Here is a 19,015-nt window from a genome sequence, read left to right as displayed (position 1 = left end):
GGGCGGGGCTGAGGGGCGTCGTTTCGGGGCTCGGTTCATTCACAGGTCCACGTTACCGAAAGTTCACGTCCACATAGGCCGCGAGGGCGTATTCAGACGGGCTTCGGGGTGCTTCAATATCCGCATGCATCATGAGCTCACGCTCGCCGGGAACGGCGTCCGTCTGCTTCCGCTTTCGCCACTGCACGCGGAGCATCTCTTCCACCACATCGATGAAGGGCTGTGGTCCGGCATGGCCGCACGCCGCCCCGACTCGATCGAGGACCTCGCCGAGCTCTTCGCCGCGCGCCTCGAGGATCCTTCCACGCTGCCGTTCGCCGCGGCGGACGAGCTCACCGGTTCCCTCGTGGGCACCACGGGGCTCTACGACGTCGATGTGCGCCTCGGCCGCGCCGAGGTGGGCGGCACGTTCTTTGCCCGCCCCTATTGGGGAACGGGGATCAATGCGGCGACGAAGTTCCTCGTCCTCTCCCACGCGTTCGAGGATCTGGGCCTGAGCCGCGTCGCCTTCCGAGTGGACAGCCGGAACGGCCGCAGTGCCCAGGCCCTCCTCAAGCTGGGAGCCGTCCACGAGGGGACACTGCGCGCGTACCGCCCGGGGCACGACGGCGCGCGGGTGGACACCGATGTCTTCTCCGTGCTCACGGCAGAATGGCCGATGGTGCGCGCCCGGCTCCTGACCCGTCTCGCCCCGCGGGATTGCCCTGGAGAGCTCGCGCCGGGCGACGCCGCGTAGGCGCCCCCGGTGGGGCCACGTCCGCAATGCCCCACCGCCCACACCCCGCCGACCTGACAACGCAACGCCTGTGATGCCTACCCGCGGGCGGGGCGCGGCTTGGCTGCGCGGTATGTCGAGACGCTCGGCTCGCCCGGGAGCCAGAAGCGCCAGAGGTAGTCCGCCGAGCCTCCCTCGCCCGCCACACCCACCCGGGGGCCTGACAGCACCCCGGCGGCCCGGTGGGCCGGTGGTTCAAGGCGGAAGGACGCGCCGTCGAGTGTCGCCCCGTTGTCGTCGCGGCCGATCGACAGCGCCTGCGCGAGGCGCGCTGGGCCCCGGGCAAGGTCGGCGTCCCTGCGAGCCGCCGAACGGCGGGAGCGCGCGAGATCGATGCCCTCCACGATCTCCCCGGCGCGCAGGAGGCACCCCGACGAGCTCCCCGCCGGGCCGCAGACCACATTGGCGCAGAAGTGCATGCCGTACGTGAAGTAGACATAGAGGTGGCCGGGCGGGCCCCACATCACCTCGTTGCGCGGCGTGCGGCCGTTGTACGAATGCGAGCCCGGGTCGGGGTGGTCGGAGTCGCGGTGCCCGCGGTACGCCTCAACCTCGGTGAGTCGAACGCCCACGGTGCCCTCCGGCGTCGTATGCGTGAGGACGGCGCCGAGGAGGTCCGGTGCCACGGCGACTGGGTCGCGCAGGAGCCATCGGACGAGGGTTTCGAAATCCATGCTCTACTGGATGGCCATGGCAGACGGCCAGGGCCCGATCCCGGGCAGGGGCACCGCCTCGCCGTCCTGCTCGGCGCGGACGGCGCCGTGCGAGACCGGCCGACCGGCGAGCCACGCCGCGAGGTCTTGGAGCCGACCCTCGAGCACGACGGCGTCGCTGCCGCCCCCGAGGCGTATCTCCTCCCCGGACGCCGGGCGCAGGACGAATTCCCGCGCCTCGGGCACGCGCGGCTCGAGGAAGCCCACAAGGTGCCGGCAGAACGCCTCAGACCACTCCTGCTGGGTGCAGCCCGTGCCGAGATCGCTGCGGTGGATGACGAGCTCGCGCCACAGCGCCAGCGCGGCGTCCCGTGCCACGCCACGGCGGAACTTCACTGGCGTGTCCCAATCTGCCGGTTCGAGGTCCGCGAAGGCCGCGACCGCCCGGTCGACTGCGGAGCCGGTGCGCTCGCGGTGGGTGACCGCGGCCGCCCCCGCATGGGCCTCGATGGCCTCATCCCGGGCAGCCATGCCACCGTCGTACAGATCCGCCTGCTCGCGGCGGCGGGCGAGTTCGGCCTGGCGTGCAAGCGCGGAGGCGATCCCCTCGACATGCGCGAGCACGTGGCCGCGGGTCCAGCCAGCCAGCTCGGACGGAGCGGCGACGGAATCGTCGCTGAGCCGGGCGAGCTCGGTGTGGATACCCTCGGCCGCGCCGCGGAGCGCGTCGAGGAACTGTTCGTCGGTCTGCCCAGCGGCGTCGGTTCCCATGGGATTCAGCGTAGCTAATCAAGCCCCTCGAAGAGGTCGGTCAGGAGCGGGAGTCCGCGCTCCCGGGGCGGCCAGGCCTGGACGAAGTACTCACGGGACGCCGCGGACAGCCATGCCTCGCGGGTCATGTGCTCTTGGAAGAGCGCCAGCCGCTGGCTCCGGTGCTGTTCGATCCCGTCGACAACGCGGCCAGCGACCGTGCGTGTATCGACGCGCATGTCGATGAGCTCGTCCGCGATGCCTCGGAAGTGGTACACCTGCGTCGGGTCCCATGGCGGTATCCCGGCCCGCGCCCGCGCCCGGTTGATGGACTCCCATGTGGACAGCTTCATGCCCCAGTGGAGGAGCCTGCGGCACCCGGCACCGTTTCCTGCCAGGGCCGCGAAGGCGGCATCGGTCGCGCGGCCCACCGCGATGTGGTCGGGGTGGCCCGTGAGCCCGTCGGGGCCGAAGGTGCACACGACGTCCGGGCGCTCCTCGGCCATGATCTCGAGGATGCGGCCCGTGAGCTCGGGATGGCCGACGTCGGCGACGCGGCCGTCGTCGTAGTCGAGCCACTCGCGACGGTCCGGGACACGCCCGTGGGCGACCCACGCCAGGTGGTCCTCGGCCCGGCGTACGGATCCGAGCGTCTCGGGCGTCGCGGCGACACCCGGCGCGATCTGGCCGGCGGACCCGTCGGTCGCGAGGACGAGCACAAAGCGGAACGCCGGCTCATCGCCGTGGAGGGCGACGGAGCCGGCGACACCGAAGCTGTCGTCGTCGGGGTGGGCGACGACGAGCATGAGCGTGCGCTGGGGAAGCACACATCGATCATGCTCCCCCACGCACCCCAGCGGGAAGGACTCAGCCCGCGAAGCCCCGGGCGTCCTCGAGCTGCGCCTTGAGCGCCGCCAACTGGCGGGCGACGGCGGACGGCGCGGTGCCGCCCTGCGCGTCGCGGCTCGCGAGCGAGCCCTCCGTGGACAGCACGCTGCGGACCTCGGGCGTGAGCGCGGGGCTGATCGCCGCGTACTCCTCGTCGGTGAGGTCCCAGAGCTCGACGCCACGGGACTCGGCCTGCTTCACCGCGGCACCCGAGAGCTCGTGGGCCTCGCGGAATGGCACTCCCTGGCGGACGAGCCACTCGGCGATGTCGGTCGCGAGGGCGAAGCCCTGCGGGGCGAGGGCCGCCATCCGCTCGGTATTGAACGTGAGCGTCGCGATCATGCCCGAGACAGCCGGGAGCAGGAGCTCGAGGGTGTCCGCCGCGTCGAAGACCGGCTCCTTGTCCTCCTGCAGGTCGCGGTTGTACGCGAGCGGGAGGCCCTTGAGCGTCGCGAGGAGACCGGTGAGGTCGCCGATGAGGCGGCCCGCCTTGCCGCGCGCGAGCTCCGCGACGTCCGGGTTCTTCTTCTGCGGCATGATGCTCGAGCCGGTCGAATAGGCGTCGTCAAGTGCCACGAAGGAGAATTCCTTCGTGGCCCACAGGATGACCTCTTCCGAGACGCGGGAGAGGTCGACGCCGATCATTGCCGCGACCCACGCGAACTCGGCGAAGACGTCGCGCGAGGCGGTGCCGTCGATCGAGTTGTGCACGGCCGAGTCGAAACCGAGGTCCGCCGCGACGGCCTCTGGATCGAGTCCGAGGGACGAGCCCGCGAGCGCGCCCGAGCCATAGGGAGAGACCGCCGCGCGCTTGTCCCAGTCAGCGAGCCGCTGGACGTCACGCGTCAGGGCCCACGCGTGGGCGAGCAGGTGGTGGCTGAGCAGCACGGGCTGGGCATGCTGGAGGTGTGTCCGCCCCGGCATCGCCGCGTTCGGATGCGCCTCGGCCTGGGCCACGAGCGCGTCGACCGTCGCGAGGACACCGCGGGCGATGAGGCGCGCGTGGTCCCTCAGGAACATGCGCCCCAAGGTCGCGACCTGGTCGTTGCGCGAACGGCCGGCGCGGAGCTTGCCGCCCAGATGCGCCCCCGCGCGCTCGATCAGGCCGCGCTCTAGGGAGCCGTGCACGTCCTCGTCGGACTCCGCCGCGACATAGGCGCCGGAGGCGACGTCCGCATCGAGGCGGTCGAGCGCGTCGAGCATCCCGGCGAGCTCGGCGTCGTCGAGCAGGCCAGCACCGTGCAGGACGCGCGCGTGGGCGCGCGAGCCTGCGATGTCGTAGCGGGCCAGGCGCCAGTCGAAGTGGGTCGACTTGCTCAGCGCGGCGAGCGCGTCCGCCGGTCCCCCGGCGAAGCGGCCGCCCCAGAGCGCGCCCTCGTTCGTGGACGACGGCTGGTTCAGCGCAGTCGAAGCCTCACCGGGCCTCGACCCCGCGCCGCTGCGCTCAGCCACCGTTCACGCGCTGGTCACGGCCCGAGGCGACCTTGGACGACATGCCCCAGAGGTCGATGAAGCCCTTGGCGCTGGACTGGTCGAACGTGTCGCCCGTGTCGTAGGTCGCGAGGCTGAAGTCGTAGAGCGACGTATCCGAGCGGCGGCCGTTGACGACTGCGCTGCCGCCGTGCAGGACCATCCGGATATCGCCCGAGACGTACTTCTGGGAATCCTCGATGAACACGTCCAGGGCACGCTTGAGCGGGGAGAACCACTGGCCGTCGTAGACGAGCTCGCTCCAGCGCTGGCCCACCATGGCCTTGAAGCGGGCGTGCTCACGTTCGATCGTGACGTCTTCGAGGTGCTTGTGCGCGGTGATGAGCGCCATGGCGCCCGGGGCCTCGTAGATCTCGCGGCTCTTGATGCCGACAAGGCGGTCCTCGACGACGTCGATGCGGCCCACGCCCTGGGCGCCGGCACGGCGGTTGAGCTCCTGGATGACCTGCAGCGGGGTCTTCGCGACGCCGTCGAGGGCCACGGGGACACCCTCCTTGAAGGTGATCGTCACCTCGTCCGGCGCCGGAGGGAACTCCGGGGTCGCGGTGTAGTCGTAGATGTCCTTGGTCGGGGCGTTCCAGATGTCCTCGAGGTAGCCCGTCTCGACGGCGCGGCCCCACACGTTCTGGTCGATCGAGTAGGGGTTCTTCTTGGTCGTGACGATCGGGAGGTGCTTCTCCTCCGCGTAGGCGATGGCCTTGTCGCGCGTGAGCGCGAGGTCGCGGACCGGCGCGATGCACTTGAGGTCAGGGCCGAGGGTCTGGATGCCGACCTCGAAGCGGACCTGGTCGTTGCCCTTGCCCGTGCAGCCGTGCGCCACGGTGGTCCCGCCGAACTCGCGGGCCGCCTTGACGAGGTGCTTGACGATCACCGGGCGGGAGATCGCGGAGACGAGCGGGTAGTGCCCCTGGTAGAGCGCGTTGGCCTTGAGGGTGGGCATGCAGTACTCGTCAGCGAACTCGTCGCGTGCGTCCGCGACATAGGCCTCGACGGCGCCGCACCCGAGCGCACGCTGGCGGATGGTCTCCATGTCCTCGCCGCCCTGCCCGACGTCGACGGCGACGGCGACGACCTCGGCGCCGGTAGCGTCGGCGATCCAGCCGATGGCGACGGACGTGTCCAGGCCGCCCGAATAGGCGAGGACGATGCGATCCTTCATGGTGTTCTCCTTCAAGACATCCACAGCAGAGCAGGGGCACGAGCAAGTCGTATTGTTATGCATCAGTCTACATAGATATGCAATGCCGATCCACCGCATCGGCGAGCCTCACATCGTATCCCTGCCATGCGCCGTCGTGGCCGCCGACATCGCTCCTCAGGGCCTGTCGGCCGTAACCCAGGCACGTTTGTTATTCGCGGTTTGCTACTGTGCGGCGTGGCAGCGGGGGAACTCCCGTTCTGCAGGCGGAGGTGCGATGCCGGGGACAGCGCGGGCGGACGGAGCGGTCAAGACCAGGGTCTTCCACGCCGCGACGGCGGTCGTGGTCGCGGTCGTCGTGCTCGCAGAGGTTGCGCTCCCCGCGGACTCGCCGTGGCTCCTGCGTCTTGCTGTGGGGGTCGTCGGCGCCGTGTTCCTCGTGGCCGGAGCTTCCGTATACCTCTACTCGAGGCTCCACGAATCGCTCGGCTGCCTCGCACTCAATGTGGTCGGTCTGGTGCTCGTCTACTCGGTGCTGTTCTCGGAGGACGCCGGGGTCGTCTGGACGGTCGGGATCGCGCGGGCTGCGGCCGGCGTCCTCCCCACGCTGCTCGTGCGCTCGTTCTTCGAAGTCGTCCCCAGGGCGCCGTCGCGTAGGGCGATCCTGCGCGCGTTCGACGTGGTCGCCGTATTCACGGAGGCGTTCCTGATCGTCGGCCCTGCCGCGCGCCTCGACGACGAGGTCATCCGGCTCGCGAGCGAGGGTGTCTTCCTCGCTGCGGTCCTGGCGGCGGCAGCAACCCTCGTCTGGCTCGCAAGCACCGCCCGCGACCGCGACGCGCGCGCCGGGCTCCTCATGATCCTCGCGGCCGGCGCGCTCCAGGCGGCTGCCCTTGCACTCTTCGGCCCGCCTGACCCGGGCGCACCTTTCGCCTGGCTGTGGGTCCTCTCGAGCATCCCCCTTCCGCTCACGGTCTCGCTGTCCGCGCTGCGGGGCAAGTTCGTGGACCTGAGGCTGCGCCGCGAGCTGGTCTATGTGCTCCTGACGGGGACTACCGCCGGTGCCTACGCGGCCGCGCTCGCGGCGCTCTCCCGCGGGCTGCATCTCCGCGGGCTCGCCGCGGCGGTCGCCATCGCCGGTATCTCGATCCTCTTCGTGCCCACGGTCCGTTACGTGCACCGCGCCATCGACCGCTGGTTCTACCGCGACGGGTACGACTACCGCACGGTCCTGAGCCACCTCGCCACGGCGGCCCCGGGCTTCCGCTATGCCGAGGACCTCGGCGCGTACCTGTGCTCGGAGATCATGGAGGCGCTCAACCTCTCGTGGTGCGCAATCTATGCCGGGGCGGGTGCCGCGCGCGTCCTCGTCTACGCGACCGACCCGCTGGCCGCCGAGGTGTCGGTCCACGTGGGCGAACAGGAATCGGCGGGCCTGAGGCGGTTCACCCTCGGCGTGCCCGGCAGCGACGGGGGCCAGCTCGTCGTCGCCCTTCGAAACCGCAACGCCCGCCTCCGCGCAGTGGACGAGGACCTCCTGCGAACCATGGCCTACCAAGCCGGGATCGTGCTCGAGAACTACCGGCTCATCGATTCCCTCGACCAGCGGATCCGCGGCCTCGAGGACGCCGAGGTCACCACGCGGATCCTCCATCGGCGCCTCGCCGAAAGCGAGGAGCGCACGCGCGCACGGCTCTCGCGGGACCTCCACGACGGCGCGCTCCAGTCCCTCTTCCACCTCGTGCGGGTCGCCGAGGGGTCCTCACGCACGGACGCCGCGGGTGCCGGCGCCAAGCCGCACGTCGACCAGCCGCACCTCGACCAGATCGCGGATCTGGGGCGCGACATCGCGTTCGAGCTCCGCCAGGTGTGCGAGGATCTGCGGCCTCCCATGCTCGACCAGCTCTCCCTCCCGCTCGCGCTTGAGGCCCTCGTGGCCCGGTACCGCACGACGTTCGGGCTCCACGCGGGCCTCGCCGTCAAGGGCGAACCCGACGCCCTCCCGTCCGGCGGCCACCTCTCGAGCACGCTGTACCGGGTCGCCAGCGAAGCGCTCTCCAACGTGCTCCGGCACGCACAGGCCGACGAGGTCGAGCTCGAGCTCGAGTTCGGCTGCGATCGCGTCTGGTTCACCGTCAGGGACGACGGCCGCGGTTTCGCCGCCGAGGCAGGCGACCTCCTGGCGCTGACCGAAGAAGGCCACCTCGGCCTCGCAGGGATGTTCGAGCGGATCCGCGAACTCGACGGGACCACGAGCATCGCCCGGCGCGATGGCGGCGGCACCGACGTCCGCGTCAGCATTCCGTACACGAGAGGGGGAACCATGGAAGCACGACGCCCGGCACCGGAGGCCAGCGCATGACGGCTGCACCTGCTCGAGGTTCCTGTGCGCCCCTGCGGATTGTGCTCGTCGACGACCATCCGCTCTTCCTCGCGGGCATCGCCCAGCTGATCGAGGCGGAGCCGGGGCTCACGCTCGCCGGAACCGCCACCACGGCGGAGGACGCCACGCAGCTCCTTGAAGGGGCCGCCCCCGACGTGGCGATCCTCGACGTCAGCCTCCCCGGTGAGAACGGATTCGCCCTCGCGAAGGCGCTCGTCGCCGGAGGATCCGAGGTCAAGGTCCTCATGCTCAGCGGCCACGACGAAGTCCCGTACCAGCGGACTGCCTTCCAGATCGGGGCCCACGGCTACCTCTCCAAGGCCTGCACACGGGCCGAACTGCGGGACGCGATTCTGACGGTGCGGGCGGGGCGCCTCTCATTCACTCCCGAGGTCATGGCCGAGCGCGGACGGGGACCCAGCATCCCTGCCCCCACGCGCCGTGAACTCGAGGTGCTCCGGCACATCGGCGACGGCCTCAGCAACAAGGAGATCGCGGCGACCCTCGTGGTCAGCGAGCGCACCGTACATTTCCACGTCGGAAACCTTCTCGCCAAGATGCAGGCGAACTCCCGGACGCAGGCGGTGGCCCGCGCCCGGGAACTCGGCTGGCTCAACGACTGACGGTTTGCCGCGCCGCCGCTCAGGCGGGCGCGGGAGCCGTTGAGGGCCCTTCGTCCCACACGGAGAAGGCGACGCTCGCGTTGTGCCCCCCGAACGCGAACGAGTTCGACATCGCCGTCCGGACTCCGGAGGTCGGCCGGGGCTCCCGCACGAAGTCGAGGGCAGCATCGAGCGACGGCTCCGCGTGCGCCGTCGGCGGCAGGAAGCGCTCCTTGAGCGCGAGGACCGTGGCGATCGCCTCGATGGCGCCGCCGCTGCTGAGTCCGTGGCCGATCTGGGACTTGAGCGAGCTCACGGGTACCTGCGCGAGCCGCTCGCCGAACACGCGGCGGAGGGCCGCGACCTCGACAGGGTCGTTGAGCCGCGTGCCGGTCCCATGCGCGTTGACGTAGTCCACGTCGTCGGGAGTCAGGCCCGCGTGCTCGAGGCAGCGCTGCATGGCGAGCGTGGCCCCGAGTCCCTCGGGCTCGGGTGCGGTCATGTGGTGCGCGTCGTTGGACAGACCGTAGCCGAGGACCTCCGCGTACGGCTCGGCACCGCGCTGGGCAGCCGATTCGGCCGACTCCAGGACGAGGACTGCAGCGTTCTCGCCGAGCACCGTGCCCTGGCGGCGTCCCGCCTCGGCGAACGGCAGGCACACGGTCCCGAGCGCACCGATGCTCGCGAAGCCGCCATAGATGAGCTGCGTGAGAGTGTCGAGCCCCCCGACGACGACCCGGTCCGCACGGCCGATGCGGATCAGGTCGAGCCCAAGGCCGATCGCGTTGGTGCCCGCGGCACAAGCGGTGATGACCGTGAGGCACGGCCCGCCGATCCTCCAGCGGTCCACGAGCGCCCGACCCCCGCACTCGGCCATCGAGCCCATCACGGCCACGTAATCCGGCTCGAGTCCCTGGGTTTCGTGCCACAGGGCCGAGCTGATCTCGTCCGAGCCGAGCGTGGTGCCGAGCACCACCGCCGCGTCCGCGAGATCGCGCGCCCCGAGCCGCGCGTCCCGCAGCGCCTCCTCGGCGGCCAGCTGGATCAGCTGCGACGGGCGGCTGCCGTCGACTCCGCTCAGGTCGACGTCCTCCGGGATCTCCGCCGCAGCGTCGATGCCGTACTGCGATCCGTCGAACTTACGCACGGGAGCGAAGACAGTCCGCGACGAGAGGATCCCCTCGCGCAACGCCTCGACGCCAGCCCCGAAGGGGGACACGCACCCCACCCCTGTGATGACGACTCGTCTCATGCGACTCTCCCTGACGGTTGAACTGCTCGGTTACCGGCGTTTTCGCCGCCACCGACGGCCCCAGCGGCTGCCGGAGCGCGGAAGTAGGCCGCCTCGGATTGTCCCCGCGAGCTGTCATGCGCCGTGACGACCACTGAGCGTGGCGCCGGCCTGCCCGCGTCAGGGTCCCCCGAGATCGCGGCCGCCGCGAGGACCGCGTTGAGGGCTGCCGAGCATGCGAACATCTCGCCCGTCGCGTCCTTGGGCCACTGCGCGGCGTCCACGACGGCGCGACGGACATACCGCTCCTCGGAATCCCGCAGGAGCGTGTCCGGCCAGCCGGAACCGAGGAACAGCTCCGGCACGGGGGCCTGGGCCGCGACCGCGGCAAGCGAGCGTGCCATGCCGTCGCCCGCGTAGGCGGACGCGCCGTCGAGCGTGAACTCGAGGTCAGAGGCCACCGAGGCAGCGACCAGCTCGGCGAGCGGCTCAGCGCCACGGCCCCGTGCGGCGTCGTCCGTCTCGAGGACCACGACGGCGGCCCCCTCACCGATCGCGCGCACGGGCACGGAGAAGTCGGTGGCCGCGAGCGCGCGCTCGTAGACATCCGTCATCTCGTCGAAGCCGCCGACTAGGAGGCGTTCCGCTCGGCCCGAGGCGAGCATGTCGAAGGCGTACATGAGCCCGCCCACGCCGCCGAGGACGGAGTTCGGTCCCCGCAGCCCGAACGCGATCGAGGCCTGGCCCGCCGCCGCATTGGCCACGACGTTGGGGAACAGGAGCGGCGAGATGACGGGGTCGTCCGAGAGCACGTCGGCGAGGACCCTGCTGACCACGCCAGCCGAGCCGAACGCGGTCGAGAGCACGAGCCCGGTACCCCTCACGAGATCGGGCTCGTCGAGGCGCGCGTGCTGGATCGCCTGGCCGACGGCCGCGGTCGTGATCCGGCTGATCCTGTCCATCTTGCGGGCCAGCCGCCTGGGCACCCACGGAGCAGTCTCGGCGTCGTCCACGCGGCGGACGGGGAGCCCAGCACCCGCCGAGACCTCGGCCGGCGGCTCGAGGGTTCCGCCGAGCACGCCTGCGAGATCCGAGCGGACTCCCGTACAGAGCCCGTAGCCGGTGACGACGACGCTCATGCGCGGGCCCCCGCAGGGGTACCGGCCACCGGGGCCAGGACGGAGTGCACCGTGAACTGGGCCGACGCACACGGTTCGTCGTCGACACTCGCGACGACCTTGTACTTGCTGACATCCCCGAGCTCACCCTCGGACGTGGCCACCATGCGCACGACGTCGCCCGGCACCGCCTCGCGAAGGAACTTCACCGCGTCGATCCGCGCGAGCCGTGACGAGAGGAGCTCGCGGTCGAGCGGTTTGAGGAAGCGCCCGACCTGGGCCATGGCCTCGAGGAGGATGACGCCCGGCAGCACGGGACGCTCCGGGAAGTGCCCCGTGAACCACGGCTCGGTCGCCGTGACGGCTTTGATGCCGACGGCCTGGTCCGGGCCGGCCTCCTCGATCCGGTCCACGAGGAGGAACGGGTGGCGATGGGGGTAGAAGTGGGCGATCGTCTGAGTCGTCCTGGCGCTGATGAGGGCCTCGCTCACGTCAGCGCTCCTCGAACTTGAAGCGGAAGAGGCCGATCCCGAAGAAGACCACCGCGAAGGCGGCGAGCGCGCCTACGGCGGGGAGGACCTGGGCAATGTCAGACCCCTTCATGATGATGTTCTGGTAGGCCTGCATGGCCCAGCCCTGCGGTGTGGCTAGGGCTATGCCCTGCATGAATCCCGGCATGAACGAGAGGGGGACGTAGCATCCCGCAACCGTCGCGAGGGTGAAGACGAGCAGCGTGGCCATGCCGGTGGCTTGGGCCTGGGTCTTGCTCAGCGAGGTGATCATGAGCCCGAAGCCGTTCGCCGCAGCCACCGCGGCGCACGTGACGAGGAGAAGCGCCACCGGGTCTCCCAGAGTCATGCCGAACAGGAGCCGGCCGACGGTGAAGATCACGACAACCTGGACGAAGCCGATGACGACCGTCGGAAGCAGCTTGCCTGCGAGGATCGACGCGCGGCCCACCGGGCTGACAAGCAGGCGGCGGAGGGTGCCGCGGTCGCGCTCCATGAAGATGTACTGCGCGATCGTCGAAGCAATGAAGAACAGGAACGCAACCGTGAAGCCGGGGATGTACTGCTGCGCGGCCGTCGGCTTGACATCGGTGCTGCGGTTGCCCGACTGGCTCGTGGTGAGCGTGACCTGCGGCTGCGCGGCGATCGTGGCCGCCTTGACCTGCTCCGTCTGGCTGCCCGACGCCGCGACGGCCCCGAGCTCGGAGGCCTGGGTCGCCGCGTGCTTGGCGGCGAGCGCGGCCGAGATCTGTCCGAAGAGCAGCTGCGCATTGTTCGCCTGAGACGGGTCCTCGTAGAAGTCGAGGGAGGCGCCGTCGGGGGCGATGAGGACGGCCCCGATCGACTTGCCCTGGTCCACAGCGGACTTCGCGTCGTCGACCCCGGCCTCCTGCCAGGTGATCCCGGGGATAGAGGTGATGTCCTTCGCGACGGCCTCGGCCTGGGCGCCGGACGCCGTGACGGGGATGGTCACGGGAGAGCTCGAGGCCCCGCCGCCGAACGCGCCCCCGAGGGCGATCGTCAGCACGACGCTGAACATGAGGGGCAGGACAAAGAGGTTGATGTAGGTGCCGCGGTCCTTGGAGAGGATCAGGAGGTCCTTCCAGAACACGTGAAGGGTTTTCACGTCAGAGTGCCTTTCGTCTCGGGCCAGGTCAGGAGTCGCGGAGCTGATTGCCGGTCAGCTCGATGAAGACCGTCTCGAGGGACGGGGGGAGGATCTTGCAGGTCTCGGGGCTCGGGGCGATGTCGGTGAGGATTCGCGTCACCAGGGCCACGGCGTCGGGCAGCGCCTTCGCCGCGATCTGGAGGTCGCCGTCCTCGAGAACGCGGTGGGAGACCTCCGGGTGCTGCTCGAGGAGTTCGACGGCGAGCTGCCGCTCCTCGGCGCTCAGGCCGAGGCGCACGAGGGAGGAGCCGTGCCGCTCGAGCACCCGCTCGAGCGGCCCCTCCTCGATGAGGCGGCCGTGGTCCACGATCGCCACGGTGCGGCAGAGGGCCTCGACCTCTTCCATGTAGTGCGTGACGTAGACGATGGTCATGCCCTCCCGGTTGAGCTCGCGGAGGGTTTCGAAGACGAAGTTGCGCGACTGAGGGTCGATGCCGACGGTCGGCTCGTCGAGGATGAGGATCTCGGGCCGGTGCAGGAGGGCCGCCGCGATGTTCAACCGGCGCTTCTGGCCGCCGCTGAACTTTCCGGCGGCGGGGCGCACCGCACGGTCTTCGAGGCCGACGCGCCGCAGCGCGTCCTCGGTCCGGTCCTTGAGTTCGGCGCCCCCGAGGCCGTACATCGCCCCGAAGAAGCGCAGGTTGTCCCGAGCGCTCAGCTCCGGGTAGATGGCGAGGTCCTGTGGCACGACGCCGAGCACTCGTTTGACCTTCCCGAGATCCTTGGCCGTGTCGATCCCGAACACGCGGCATTTGCCCTCGTCGATCTTCACGAGCCCGGAGATCATCGAGATCAGGGTCGTCTTGCCGGCGCCGTTCGGGCCGAGCAGGCCGACGAAGTCGCCACGGCGCACGGACCACGAAATCGCGTCCACGGCCCGCTGGGAGCCGAAACTCTTGACGACGCCCGCGAGCTCGAGCGCCGCGAGGGCCTCGTCCCGGGCCGCATGGCGGGGAGCGGCTTCCTCAACAGTTGTCACTGGTTCCCTCTCGTATTGGAACTGCACGTTGTCGACTCACGGTATCCGCGGGCAAACACGCCGCGGCACCGCAGAAACTGCAGGTCAGAACCCGGTGTTTCTGCGGGGTGACCATCAGCCGGGACCGTGGGTAGAGTCCAGAGCGCACCGCGGACAACTCCTCGCGGAACTCCCCGACAGAACAGCGTCCCGACGGATTAGCGGGAAAGGCGAAATTCATCATGGAAATCACGATCGACGGCCTCAAGGACCTCATGATCTCCCGACTCGGCCTGGATATGGAGCCGGGCGATATCCAGCCCGAGGATTCGCTCCAGAATGACCTTGGCCTCGATTCGGTTGACCTTCTCGAGGTAGCCATCGGCATCGAGCGGACATACCGGGTCAAGATCACCCAGAATGACACTGCCGCGTTCGAGTCCCTGCAGTCGCTCTTCGACTTCTGCAGCGAGCAGTCTCTCGCCGGCGTCCAGTGACGCGCCGCCCGGCCGCCCCGCTCGGGCCACCACGCACGGCGCTCGTCGTGGGCGGCACGGGCGGGATCGGCGCCGCCGTCATCCGGGAGCTCGCGCCTTCGTGCGAGCGGATCATCTTCACCTACGGGAGCCAGGCCGACGCCGCCCGCGACCTCGAGCGTGAGCTCGACGGCGCGGGAGCGAGCGTGCGTACCATACGGGCCGACCTCACCGACTCGGCCGCTTGGGAGGCAACTCTCGGATCGCTCGTCGAGAGCGAGCCGATCGACCTACTCGTCAACGCGGCCGGAGTCAGCGACGATGCGCTGTGCATCGACGTGGACACCGAGCGCTTCGCGCGGCAGTACCAAGTCAACGTCACGGCGCCGTGGATCGCCATGCGCGTCCTGGCCCGCGATATGGCGTACCACCGCCGAGGGCGGATCATCAACGTCGCGTCGATCGCCGCAACGGTCAACTCCCCCGGCCGGAGCGTCTACGCGAGCACCAAGGCCGCCATCGTCTCGCTCACGAAGTCCTTCGCGGTCGAAGTCGGGCGGTTCGGGATCCGGGTCAATGCTGTGGCGCCGGGATTCGTCGAGACCCCCATGATCGAGGACTTCGACGAGACGACGCGCAAGGCCTTCACCGATCAGGTCCCGCTGGGCCGCTTCGCGACCGCCGAGGAGGTGGCCCGTGTCGTGGGCTTCCTCGCGGGCGAGAACGCCGAGTACCTCCATGGGACGGTCGTCACGGTGGACGGGGGGACGTCGGCATGACTCCTCAGGCCTCCGTGATCGTTCCAACCCACAACAAGCGAGAGCGCCTCGTGCTCATGCTCGAGACCTTCGCGCACCAGGCTGTCCCCGACTTCGAGGTCGTCGTGTGCGACGACGGCTCGACGGACGGCACAGCGGAGGCCCTCGCCTCACTGGAGGCCGAGGTCCCCTACCGGCTGGTGTACGTGTCGGGCCCTCGGGGCGGGGCCGGCGCGGCACGGAACCGCGCCGCCGCCGCGGCCCGCGGCGATGTCCTGATCTTCAACGATGACGACATGGTGCCCGCCCCGGGCTTCGTCGCCCGCCATGTCGAGGCGTGCGCGGCGGGGGACGTCCTCTCCCGCGGGGAGCGCTGGGCGGTACCGGTCGACGTCGTGCCCTCCTTCCTCGGTCGGCGCGCCGACGCTGCACTCTATGCCGAGGTCTGGTCGAGCGCCCGGATGACCGTGGCCGAAAAGTGGACGCTCGACGCTCTCGCCGCGAGCCCCGACCACCACTACCGCTTCCTCCAGACCTGCACGAGCAACCTCGCGCTGCGCCGCTCGTCGTTCGAGCGGGTCGGCGGGTTCGACGAATCCTTCGGCACCCGCTGGGGCGCCGAGGACACGGAATTCGGTTACCGCGCGCAGCTCGCGGGCGTCGGCATCCGCCTCACCACCGCGGCGAAGAACCTCCACCTCGAGCACTCGACGGATTCTGGCGCGAAATTCACCAAGGGCCTTGAGAATTTCCGGAGGCTCGCCGAGATCCATCCCGAAAGCAAGGGCATCAAGACCCTCGTGAAATATGTCGAAATGGCGGTCGAGCGCGGACACGCTGCGGAATTGTTCGACGAGCAGTCATTCGTCGACTGGACATCTCCGGACATCCTCAGTTTCAGCTAGAACTACTTCCAGGGAGCACACCATGTTTGATGCCGAGAATTTCGAACGGGCCCTCGACGATCTCCGCCGCGGCCACATGATCCTGGTCGTTGACGACGCCGACCGGGAGAACGAGGGAGACCTCGTTGCCGCCGCTGAGCTCGTGACCGGGGAGCAGATCAACTTCATGGCACGCGAAGCCGGCGGACTCATCTGCGTCGCTGTCGATCGGTCCATCGCCGAGGCCAAGGAGCTGGCCCCCATGGTCCAGCGCAACGAGGATCATCTGGGGACGGCCTTCACGGTGTCAGTCGACGCCGCCCCCCACTTCGGGGTCACGACCGGCATCTCCGCCTTCGACCGGGCCGAGACGATCCGCGTCATCCTGGACGAGAACCTCGCGCCCGACACGCTGCGGCGCCCCGGCCACATCTTCCCGCTCGTCGCACGGCCGGCCGGCGTGCTGGCCCGGCGCGGCCACACAGAGGCCTCCACTGACCTGTGTGCCCTCGCGGGCCTGCGCAAGGCGGCGGTGATCGTCGAGATCATCGCGGACGACGGGCACATGGCCCGGGATGCCGAGCTCGCCGAATTCGCCCGCGTCCACTCCCTTACCACTGTGACGGTCGAAGACGTCGTCCAGGCCCGGCTCGCCCGGGTCACCGACGAGCTCGAGTTGGCAGTGGCCGAGTGAGCTACCTCAAGAGGCTCCTGCTCCTCGTCCTCAAGGCCTGGGTGGACCGTCGGGTGATCGGAGTCCTCGGCGAGAAGCCGCCTGCAGCGCCGTTCATCGTCACGGCTAACCACACGAGCTACTTCGACCACGTGGTCCTCGCGTGGTGGCTCCTATGCAACGGCCTTCCGTACCCGAAGTTCCTCTCGAAGTCCGAGCTCTTCGACTCTCCGCTTTCGGCCTGGTTCAACCGCCGGGGCGGCGGGATTCCGGTGGAGCGGGGCGGGGCGGACATGGACGCATTTGAGGCCGCTCGGAAGGTCCTCGCGGACGGCGGCGTGCTGGTCATGTACGCCGAGGGCACGCGCAGCCGTGACGGCTGGCTCCGCGCACCGCGGCGCGGTCTCGCGACGCTCGCCGCCGAGGCCGGAGTACCGGTGGTCCCGGTGGGCCTCTTCGGTGTCAACGAGGTTCTGCCGGTCGGCTCGCGCTGGCCGCGCAGGCGCCGTCGGATCGCGGTCAACGTGGCCTCCCCGCTGGCTCCCCCCGAGGCGGGGCGGGCCGCGGGCCAGGAGTTCATCCTGCGCGTATTCGCCCGCATCGCGGGGCAGACCGGGCAGTGGCCGGCGTTTGTGGCCCCCGAGTTCGCCCCGGCCCCCGGGCCCGCCCGCCGGGGTTCGCGTGCTGCCGCGGCCCACGCCCTCGTGGAGCGCGCGTTCCGGGCACAGAGCGGCGAGGCCGAGGAGCTGTTCAGGCGTGCGCTACTCGTGACGCGAGGGGTGCGCTGCGACTATGCGGACCTCGAGCGGGGCCGGGCCGCGGGGCAGATGGCGGGGTTCACCCGCAACCCGTTCGCGCAGCTCGCGTGGGCCCTGCGGAGCAGGCGTCTCATCTGGCGGTCCGTGCGGCGGCTACCGGGCAATGCTCTCGCGTGGCACGTCTGGGCATCGCTCATGGAGCGCCTCCCCGGGTGGCTCGGCGGCGACCGCGTCGCTGCAGCCATGGGACATCGAGTGGCGGTCTCGCTCACTCAGGACCACCGCAACGCGCTCCACACCGCGCTCGTCTTCCGGGACGCCGGCCGGCCGCAGGAGGCGGCACGTTGGCTCGAGCTGTTCCTCCAGCTCGATCGCGCGGCCGCCGACCGCCTGCGGATCCAACGCGGCAGGGAGCTGCTCGCGGAACTCCGCGGCGGCGAGGTCCCTTCCGCGGCCGCGCGGTGAGCAGCCAGCACATCGCCGCTCCGCGGGGCGACCCCGGCCATGCGAGGGCCTTCCTCGTCGCGGCCGGGGTCGCCTCGGTTCTCGTACTGCACGCGAAGGCCGGGCTGGACCTCTTTGTGCCCGCGGCCGTCGTCTGGGCCGCCGCGAGCCTCGCCGCGGCGCGCTGGACGCGAGGGCCGGCGTCGTTCACCATCGTCAACATCGCCCTTCTCGTCGCCGACGCGGGCCTGGACGTACTCGCGATGGGCGAACATCTGGCTCCCGGCACCCACGGGATCCTCCCCTGGCGGTTCGAGGACGGTCAGGGCTGGGTGATCGCGTACTGGGTGGCGCTGTGGGGTGTCGCCGTCCCGCAGCGCACGCTCGCAATGCTCCGGAACGGCGCCGCGGGCCAGCTCGATGCGCGGCTGCTCTTCCTCGCGGTGATCGGGCTCCACGCGTGTTTCGTGGAGGACGTCGTGTACTTCGCGCTCCTCGGGTACCCGCCGTGGTCCGGCCCTCCCCCACTTGGCTACGCCTATCTCCCTGCCCTGCCCGGCGCCGCGCCGTGGACTCCGGCCGGGGTCTGGAGCGTGAGTGCGGCGGCGACTGCATTCTTCATCGCAGTGGGTGGGGCAACGACGCTGCGGCGCGCTCGCGCCGTCGGACGACTCCGTGTCGGCCGCGGCTGAGGGCGGGGACGGCTTCACCGCCGCCGCCTCGGAGGGCTTTCCCGGCCGGATCGCCGTGCTGCGGGCCCACGGCGGAGACGGTCGGGGGCGCCGCCACCGCAGCGCGGAACACGAGCACGGCAGGGCCGCGGCCCGGGCCGCCCTCGGACTCCTCGGCGGCCCGGGGCTCGAGCGCGTTCCCATCGGCGCCGATGCAGATGGCTGCCCGGTGTGGCCCGCCGGCGTTGCGGGGAGCATCTCCCATTCCGCGCCGTGGGCGGCCGCCGCTGCCGCGTGGACGCGTTCCGGGGTGCGCGGCGTCGGCGTGGACGTCGAGGTTGTGCGACCGCGGCACGCCGCGCTGTGGGAACGTGTCGTGATGCCCGACGACGCCCAAGCGGCTCCGCCGGGCGCACCCGCAGAGTACGTCGCAACTGTCTGCTTCGCCCTCCGCGAGGCCGTCTACAAGTGCGTCTTCCCGGTCCTCAGGGTGCCGATGGACTGGCCCGACGCCAGGCTCGCGACCAACTGGGACGTGGGGTCGGCCGGGGTCGTCCTCGGCGAGAGGCTCGGCTGCGACGGCGCGCTGGCTGCAGAGTTTCGAGCCCACGACGGCGCCGTAGTCGCCTTGTGCTGGTGGACCGCCGGTGCGTCCCGGAAGTGACCGGCCTCTCCGGGCGCGTAGAG

20 protein-coding genes are annotated in these 19,015 nt (G+C 70.5%); 10 read left to right on the top strand and 10 right to left on the bottom strand.

Going from position 1 to position 19,015, the window contains the following annotated elements:
* The first annotated feature begins 124 nt into the window (after positions 1-124).
* Entirely contained in the window at positions 125-736 is a 612-nt protein-coding gene (locus RBS60_RS18580) for a GNAT family protein (protein WP_307959024.1), read from the top strand.
* Between the two features lie 77 nt (positions 737-813).
* Here the strand turns inward: RBS60_RS18580 and RBS60_RS18575 are convergent, their stop codons facing one another.
* Genes RBS60_RS18575 through RBS60_RS18555 form a run of 5 tightly spaced genes read right to left on the bottom strand, consistent with a single transcriptional unit; the run spans position 814 to position 5,716 of the window.
* Positions 814-1,449, bottom strand: a complete 636-nt coding sequence (locus RBS60_RS18575) for a DNA-3-methyladenine glycosylase (RefSeq protein ID WP_307959023.1) — start codon at positions 1,447-1,449, stop codon at positions 814-816.
* 3 nt (positions 1,450-1,452) lie between these two features.
* The gene (locus tag RBS60_RS18570; protein ID WP_307959022.1) at positions 1,453-2,199 is read right to left on the bottom strand and encodes a maleylpyruvate isomerase family mycothiol-dependent enzyme; all 747 of its coding nucleotides are present in this window, start codon (positions 2,197-2,199) and stop codon (positions 1,453-1,455) included.
* Positions 2,200-2,213: 14 nt separating this feature from the next.
* Positions 2,214-3,005 (bottom strand): PIG-L family deacetylase, encoded by a 792-nt coding sequence (locus RBS60_RS18565; protein WP_307959021.1) that lies wholly within the window; start codon positions 3,003-3,005, stop codon positions 2,214-2,216.
* A gap of 40 nt (positions 3,006-3,045) precedes the next feature.
* On the bottom strand, positions 3,046-4,467 hold the full coding sequence (argH, locus tag RBS60_RS18560; RefSeq protein WP_307959038.1) for an argininosuccinate lyase: 1,422 nt from the start codon (positions 4,465-4,467) through the stop codon (positions 3,046-3,048).
* A gap of 43 nt (positions 4,468-4,510) precedes the next feature.
* Positions 4,511-5,716: an argininosuccinate synthase gene (locus RBS60_RS18555; RefSeq protein WP_307959020.1), complete on the bottom strand. Its 1,206-nt coding sequence runs from the start codon at positions 5,714-5,716 to the stop codon at positions 4,511-4,513.
* A gap of 256 nt (positions 5,717-5,972) precedes the next feature.
* Here RBS60_RS18555 and RBS60_RS18550 point away from each other — a divergent pair, with 256 nt between their 5' ends.
* Complete coding sequence (locus RBS60_RS18550; RefSeq protein ID WP_307959019.1) at positions 5,973-8,057, top strand: sensor histidine kinase; 2,085 nt, start codon at positions 5,973-5,975, stop codon at positions 8,055-8,057.
* On the top strand, positions 8,054-8,701 hold the full coding sequence (locus RBS60_RS18545; protein ID WP_307959018.1) for a response regulator transcription factor: 648 nt from the start codon (positions 8,054-8,056) through the stop codon (positions 8,699-8,701). The genes RBS60_RS18550 and RBS60_RS18545 overlap by 4 nt, the downstream gene beginning before the upstream one ends.
* Before the next feature lie 19 nt (positions 8,702-8,720).
* Here the strand turns inward: RBS60_RS18545 and RBS60_RS18540 are convergent, their stop codons facing one another.
* From RBS60_RS18540 to RBS60_RS18520, 5 genes are read right to left on the bottom strand one after another with little or no spacing between them, the layout of a single operon-like run.
* Complete coding sequence (locus tag RBS60_RS18540; protein WP_307959017.1) at positions 8,721-9,932, bottom strand: beta-ketoacyl-[acyl-carrier-protein] synthase family protein; 1,212 nt, start codon at positions 9,930-9,932, stop codon at positions 8,721-8,723.
* Positions 9,929-11,050, bottom strand: coding sequence for a beta-ketoacyl synthase N-terminal-like domain-containing protein (locus tag RBS60_RS18535; protein WP_307959016.1), 1,122 nt, complete (start codon positions 11,048-11,050; stop codon positions 9,929-9,931). The genes RBS60_RS18540 and RBS60_RS18535 overlap by 4 nt, the downstream gene beginning before the upstream one ends.
* Positions 11,047-11,520: a 3-hydroxyacyl-ACP dehydratase FabZ gene (fabZ, locus tag RBS60_RS18530; protein ID WP_307959015.1), complete on the bottom strand. Its 474-nt coding sequence runs from the start codon at positions 11,518-11,520 to the stop codon at positions 11,047-11,049. Before fabZ ends, RBS60_RS18535 begins: the two co-directional genes overlap by 4 nt.
* A 1-nt stretch (position 11,521) precedes the next feature.
* Entirely contained in the window at positions 11,522-12,664 is a 1,143-nt protein-coding gene (locus tag RBS60_RS18525; protein WP_307959014.1) for an ABC transporter permease, read from the bottom strand.
* A gap of 28 nt (positions 12,665-12,692) precedes the next feature.
* A complete protein-coding gene (locus RBS60_RS18520; protein WP_307959013.1) occupies positions 12,693-13,685 on the bottom strand; it encodes an ABC transporter ATP-binding protein in 993 nt (330 codons plus the stop codon).
* 221 nt (positions 13,686-13,906) lie between these two features.
* Here RBS60_RS18520 and RBS60_RS18515 point away from each other — a divergent pair, with 221 nt between their 5' ends.
* From RBS60_RS18515 to RBS60_RS18485, 7 genes are read left to right on the top strand one after another with little or no spacing between them, the layout of a single operon-like run.
* Positions 13,907-14,161: a phosphopantetheine-binding protein gene (locus tag RBS60_RS18515; protein WP_307959012.1), complete on the top strand. Its 255-nt coding sequence runs from the start codon at positions 13,907-13,909 to the stop codon at positions 14,159-14,161.
* Positions 14,158-14,919 carry an SDR family NAD(P)-dependent oxidoreductase gene (locus RBS60_RS18510; protein WP_307959011.1) on the top strand — a complete coding sequence of 254 codons (762 nt, stop codon included), beginning with the start codon at positions 14,158-14,160 and terminating at the stop codon, positions 14,917-14,919. Before RBS60_RS18515 ends, RBS60_RS18510 begins: the two co-directional genes overlap by 4 nt.
* Positions 14,916-15,803, top strand: a complete 888-nt coding sequence (locus RBS60_RS18505; RefSeq protein WP_307959010.1) for a glycosyltransferase — start codon at positions 14,916-14,918, stop codon at positions 15,801-15,803. Before RBS60_RS18510 ends, RBS60_RS18505 begins: the two co-directional genes overlap by 4 nt.
* A gap of 22 nt (positions 15,804-15,825) precedes the next feature.
* On the top strand, positions 15,826-16,476 hold the full coding sequence (gene ribB / locus RBS60_RS18500; protein ID WP_307959009.1) for a 3,4-dihydroxy-2-butanone-4-phosphate synthase: 651 nt from the start codon (positions 15,826-15,828) through the stop codon (positions 16,474-16,476).
* Positions 16,473-17,678 (top strand): lysophospholipid acyltransferase family protein, encoded by a 1,206-nt coding sequence (locus RBS60_RS18495; protein ID WP_307959008.1) that lies wholly within the window; start codon positions 16,473-16,475, stop codon positions 17,676-17,678. The genes ribB and RBS60_RS18495 overlap by 4 nt, the downstream gene beginning before the upstream one ends.
* A complete protein-coding gene (locus tag RBS60_RS18490) occupies positions 17,675-18,349 on the top strand; it encodes a hypothetical protein (RefSeq protein ID WP_307959007.1) in 675 nt (224 codons plus the stop codon). Before RBS60_RS18495 ends, RBS60_RS18490 begins: the two co-directional genes overlap by 4 nt.
* Complete coding sequence (locus tag RBS60_RS18485) at positions 18,333-18,992, top strand: 4'-phosphopantetheinyl transferase superfamily protein (RefSeq protein WP_307959006.1); 660 nt, start codon at positions 18,333-18,335, stop codon at positions 18,990-18,992. The genes RBS60_RS18490 and RBS60_RS18485 overlap by 17 nt, the downstream gene beginning before the upstream one ends.
* Positions 18,993-19,015 lie beyond the last annotated feature (23 nt).

It is taken from the genome of Sinomonas sp. ASV486 (genome assembly GCF_030908215.1).
Classification (GTDB): Bacteria; Actinomycetota; Actinomycetes; order Actinomycetales; family Micrococcaceae; genus Sinomonas; species Sinomonas puerhi.
Note: the sequence above shows the minus strand (reverse complement) of the source record. Positions and strands in the feature narration are given on the sequence as shown.

Coding starts and splice junctions, on each gene's coding strand:
- RBS60_RS18580 (WP_307959024.1), top strand. CDS start 125: ATGCATCATGAGCTCACGCTCGCCGGGAACGGCGTCCGTCTGCTTCCG.
- RBS60_RS18575 (WP_307959023.1), bottom strand. CDS start 1,449: ATGGATTTCGAAACCCTCGTCCGATGGCTCCTGCGCGACCCAGTCGCC.
- RBS60_RS18570 (WP_307959022.1), bottom strand. CDS start 2,199: ATGGGAACCGACGCCGCTGGGCAGACCGACGAACAGTTCCTCGACGCG.
- RBS60_RS18555 (WP_307959020.1), bottom strand. CDS start 5,716: ATGAAGGATCGCATCGTCCTCGCCTATTCGGGCGGCCTGGACACGTCC.
- RBS60_RS18550 (WP_307959019.1), top strand. CDS start 5,973: ATGCCGGGGACAGCGCGGGCGGACGGAGCGGTCAAGACCAGGGTCTTC.
- RBS60_RS18545 (WP_307959018.1), top strand. CDS start 8,054: ATGACGGCTGCACCTGCTCGAGGTTCCTGTGCGCCCCTGCGGATTGTG.
- RBS60_RS18540 (WP_307959017.1), bottom strand. CDS start 9,932: ATGAGACGAGTCGTCATCACAGGGGTGGGGTGCGTGTCCCCCTTCGGG.
- RBS60_RS18535 (WP_307959016.1), bottom strand. CDS start 11,050: ATGAGCGTCGTCGTCACCGGCTACGGGCTCTGTACGGGAGTCCGCTCG.
- RBS60_RS18515 (WP_307959012.1), top strand. CDS start 13,907: ATGGAAATCACGATCGACGGCCTCAAGGACCTCATGATCTCCCGACTC.
- RBS60_RS18505 (WP_307959010.1), top strand. CDS start 14,916: ATGACTCCTCAGGCCTCCGTGATCGTTCCAACCCACAACAAGCGAGAG.
- ribB (WP_307959009.1), top strand. CDS start 15,826: ATGTTTGATGCCGAGAATTTCGAACGGGCCCTCGACGATCTCCGCCGC.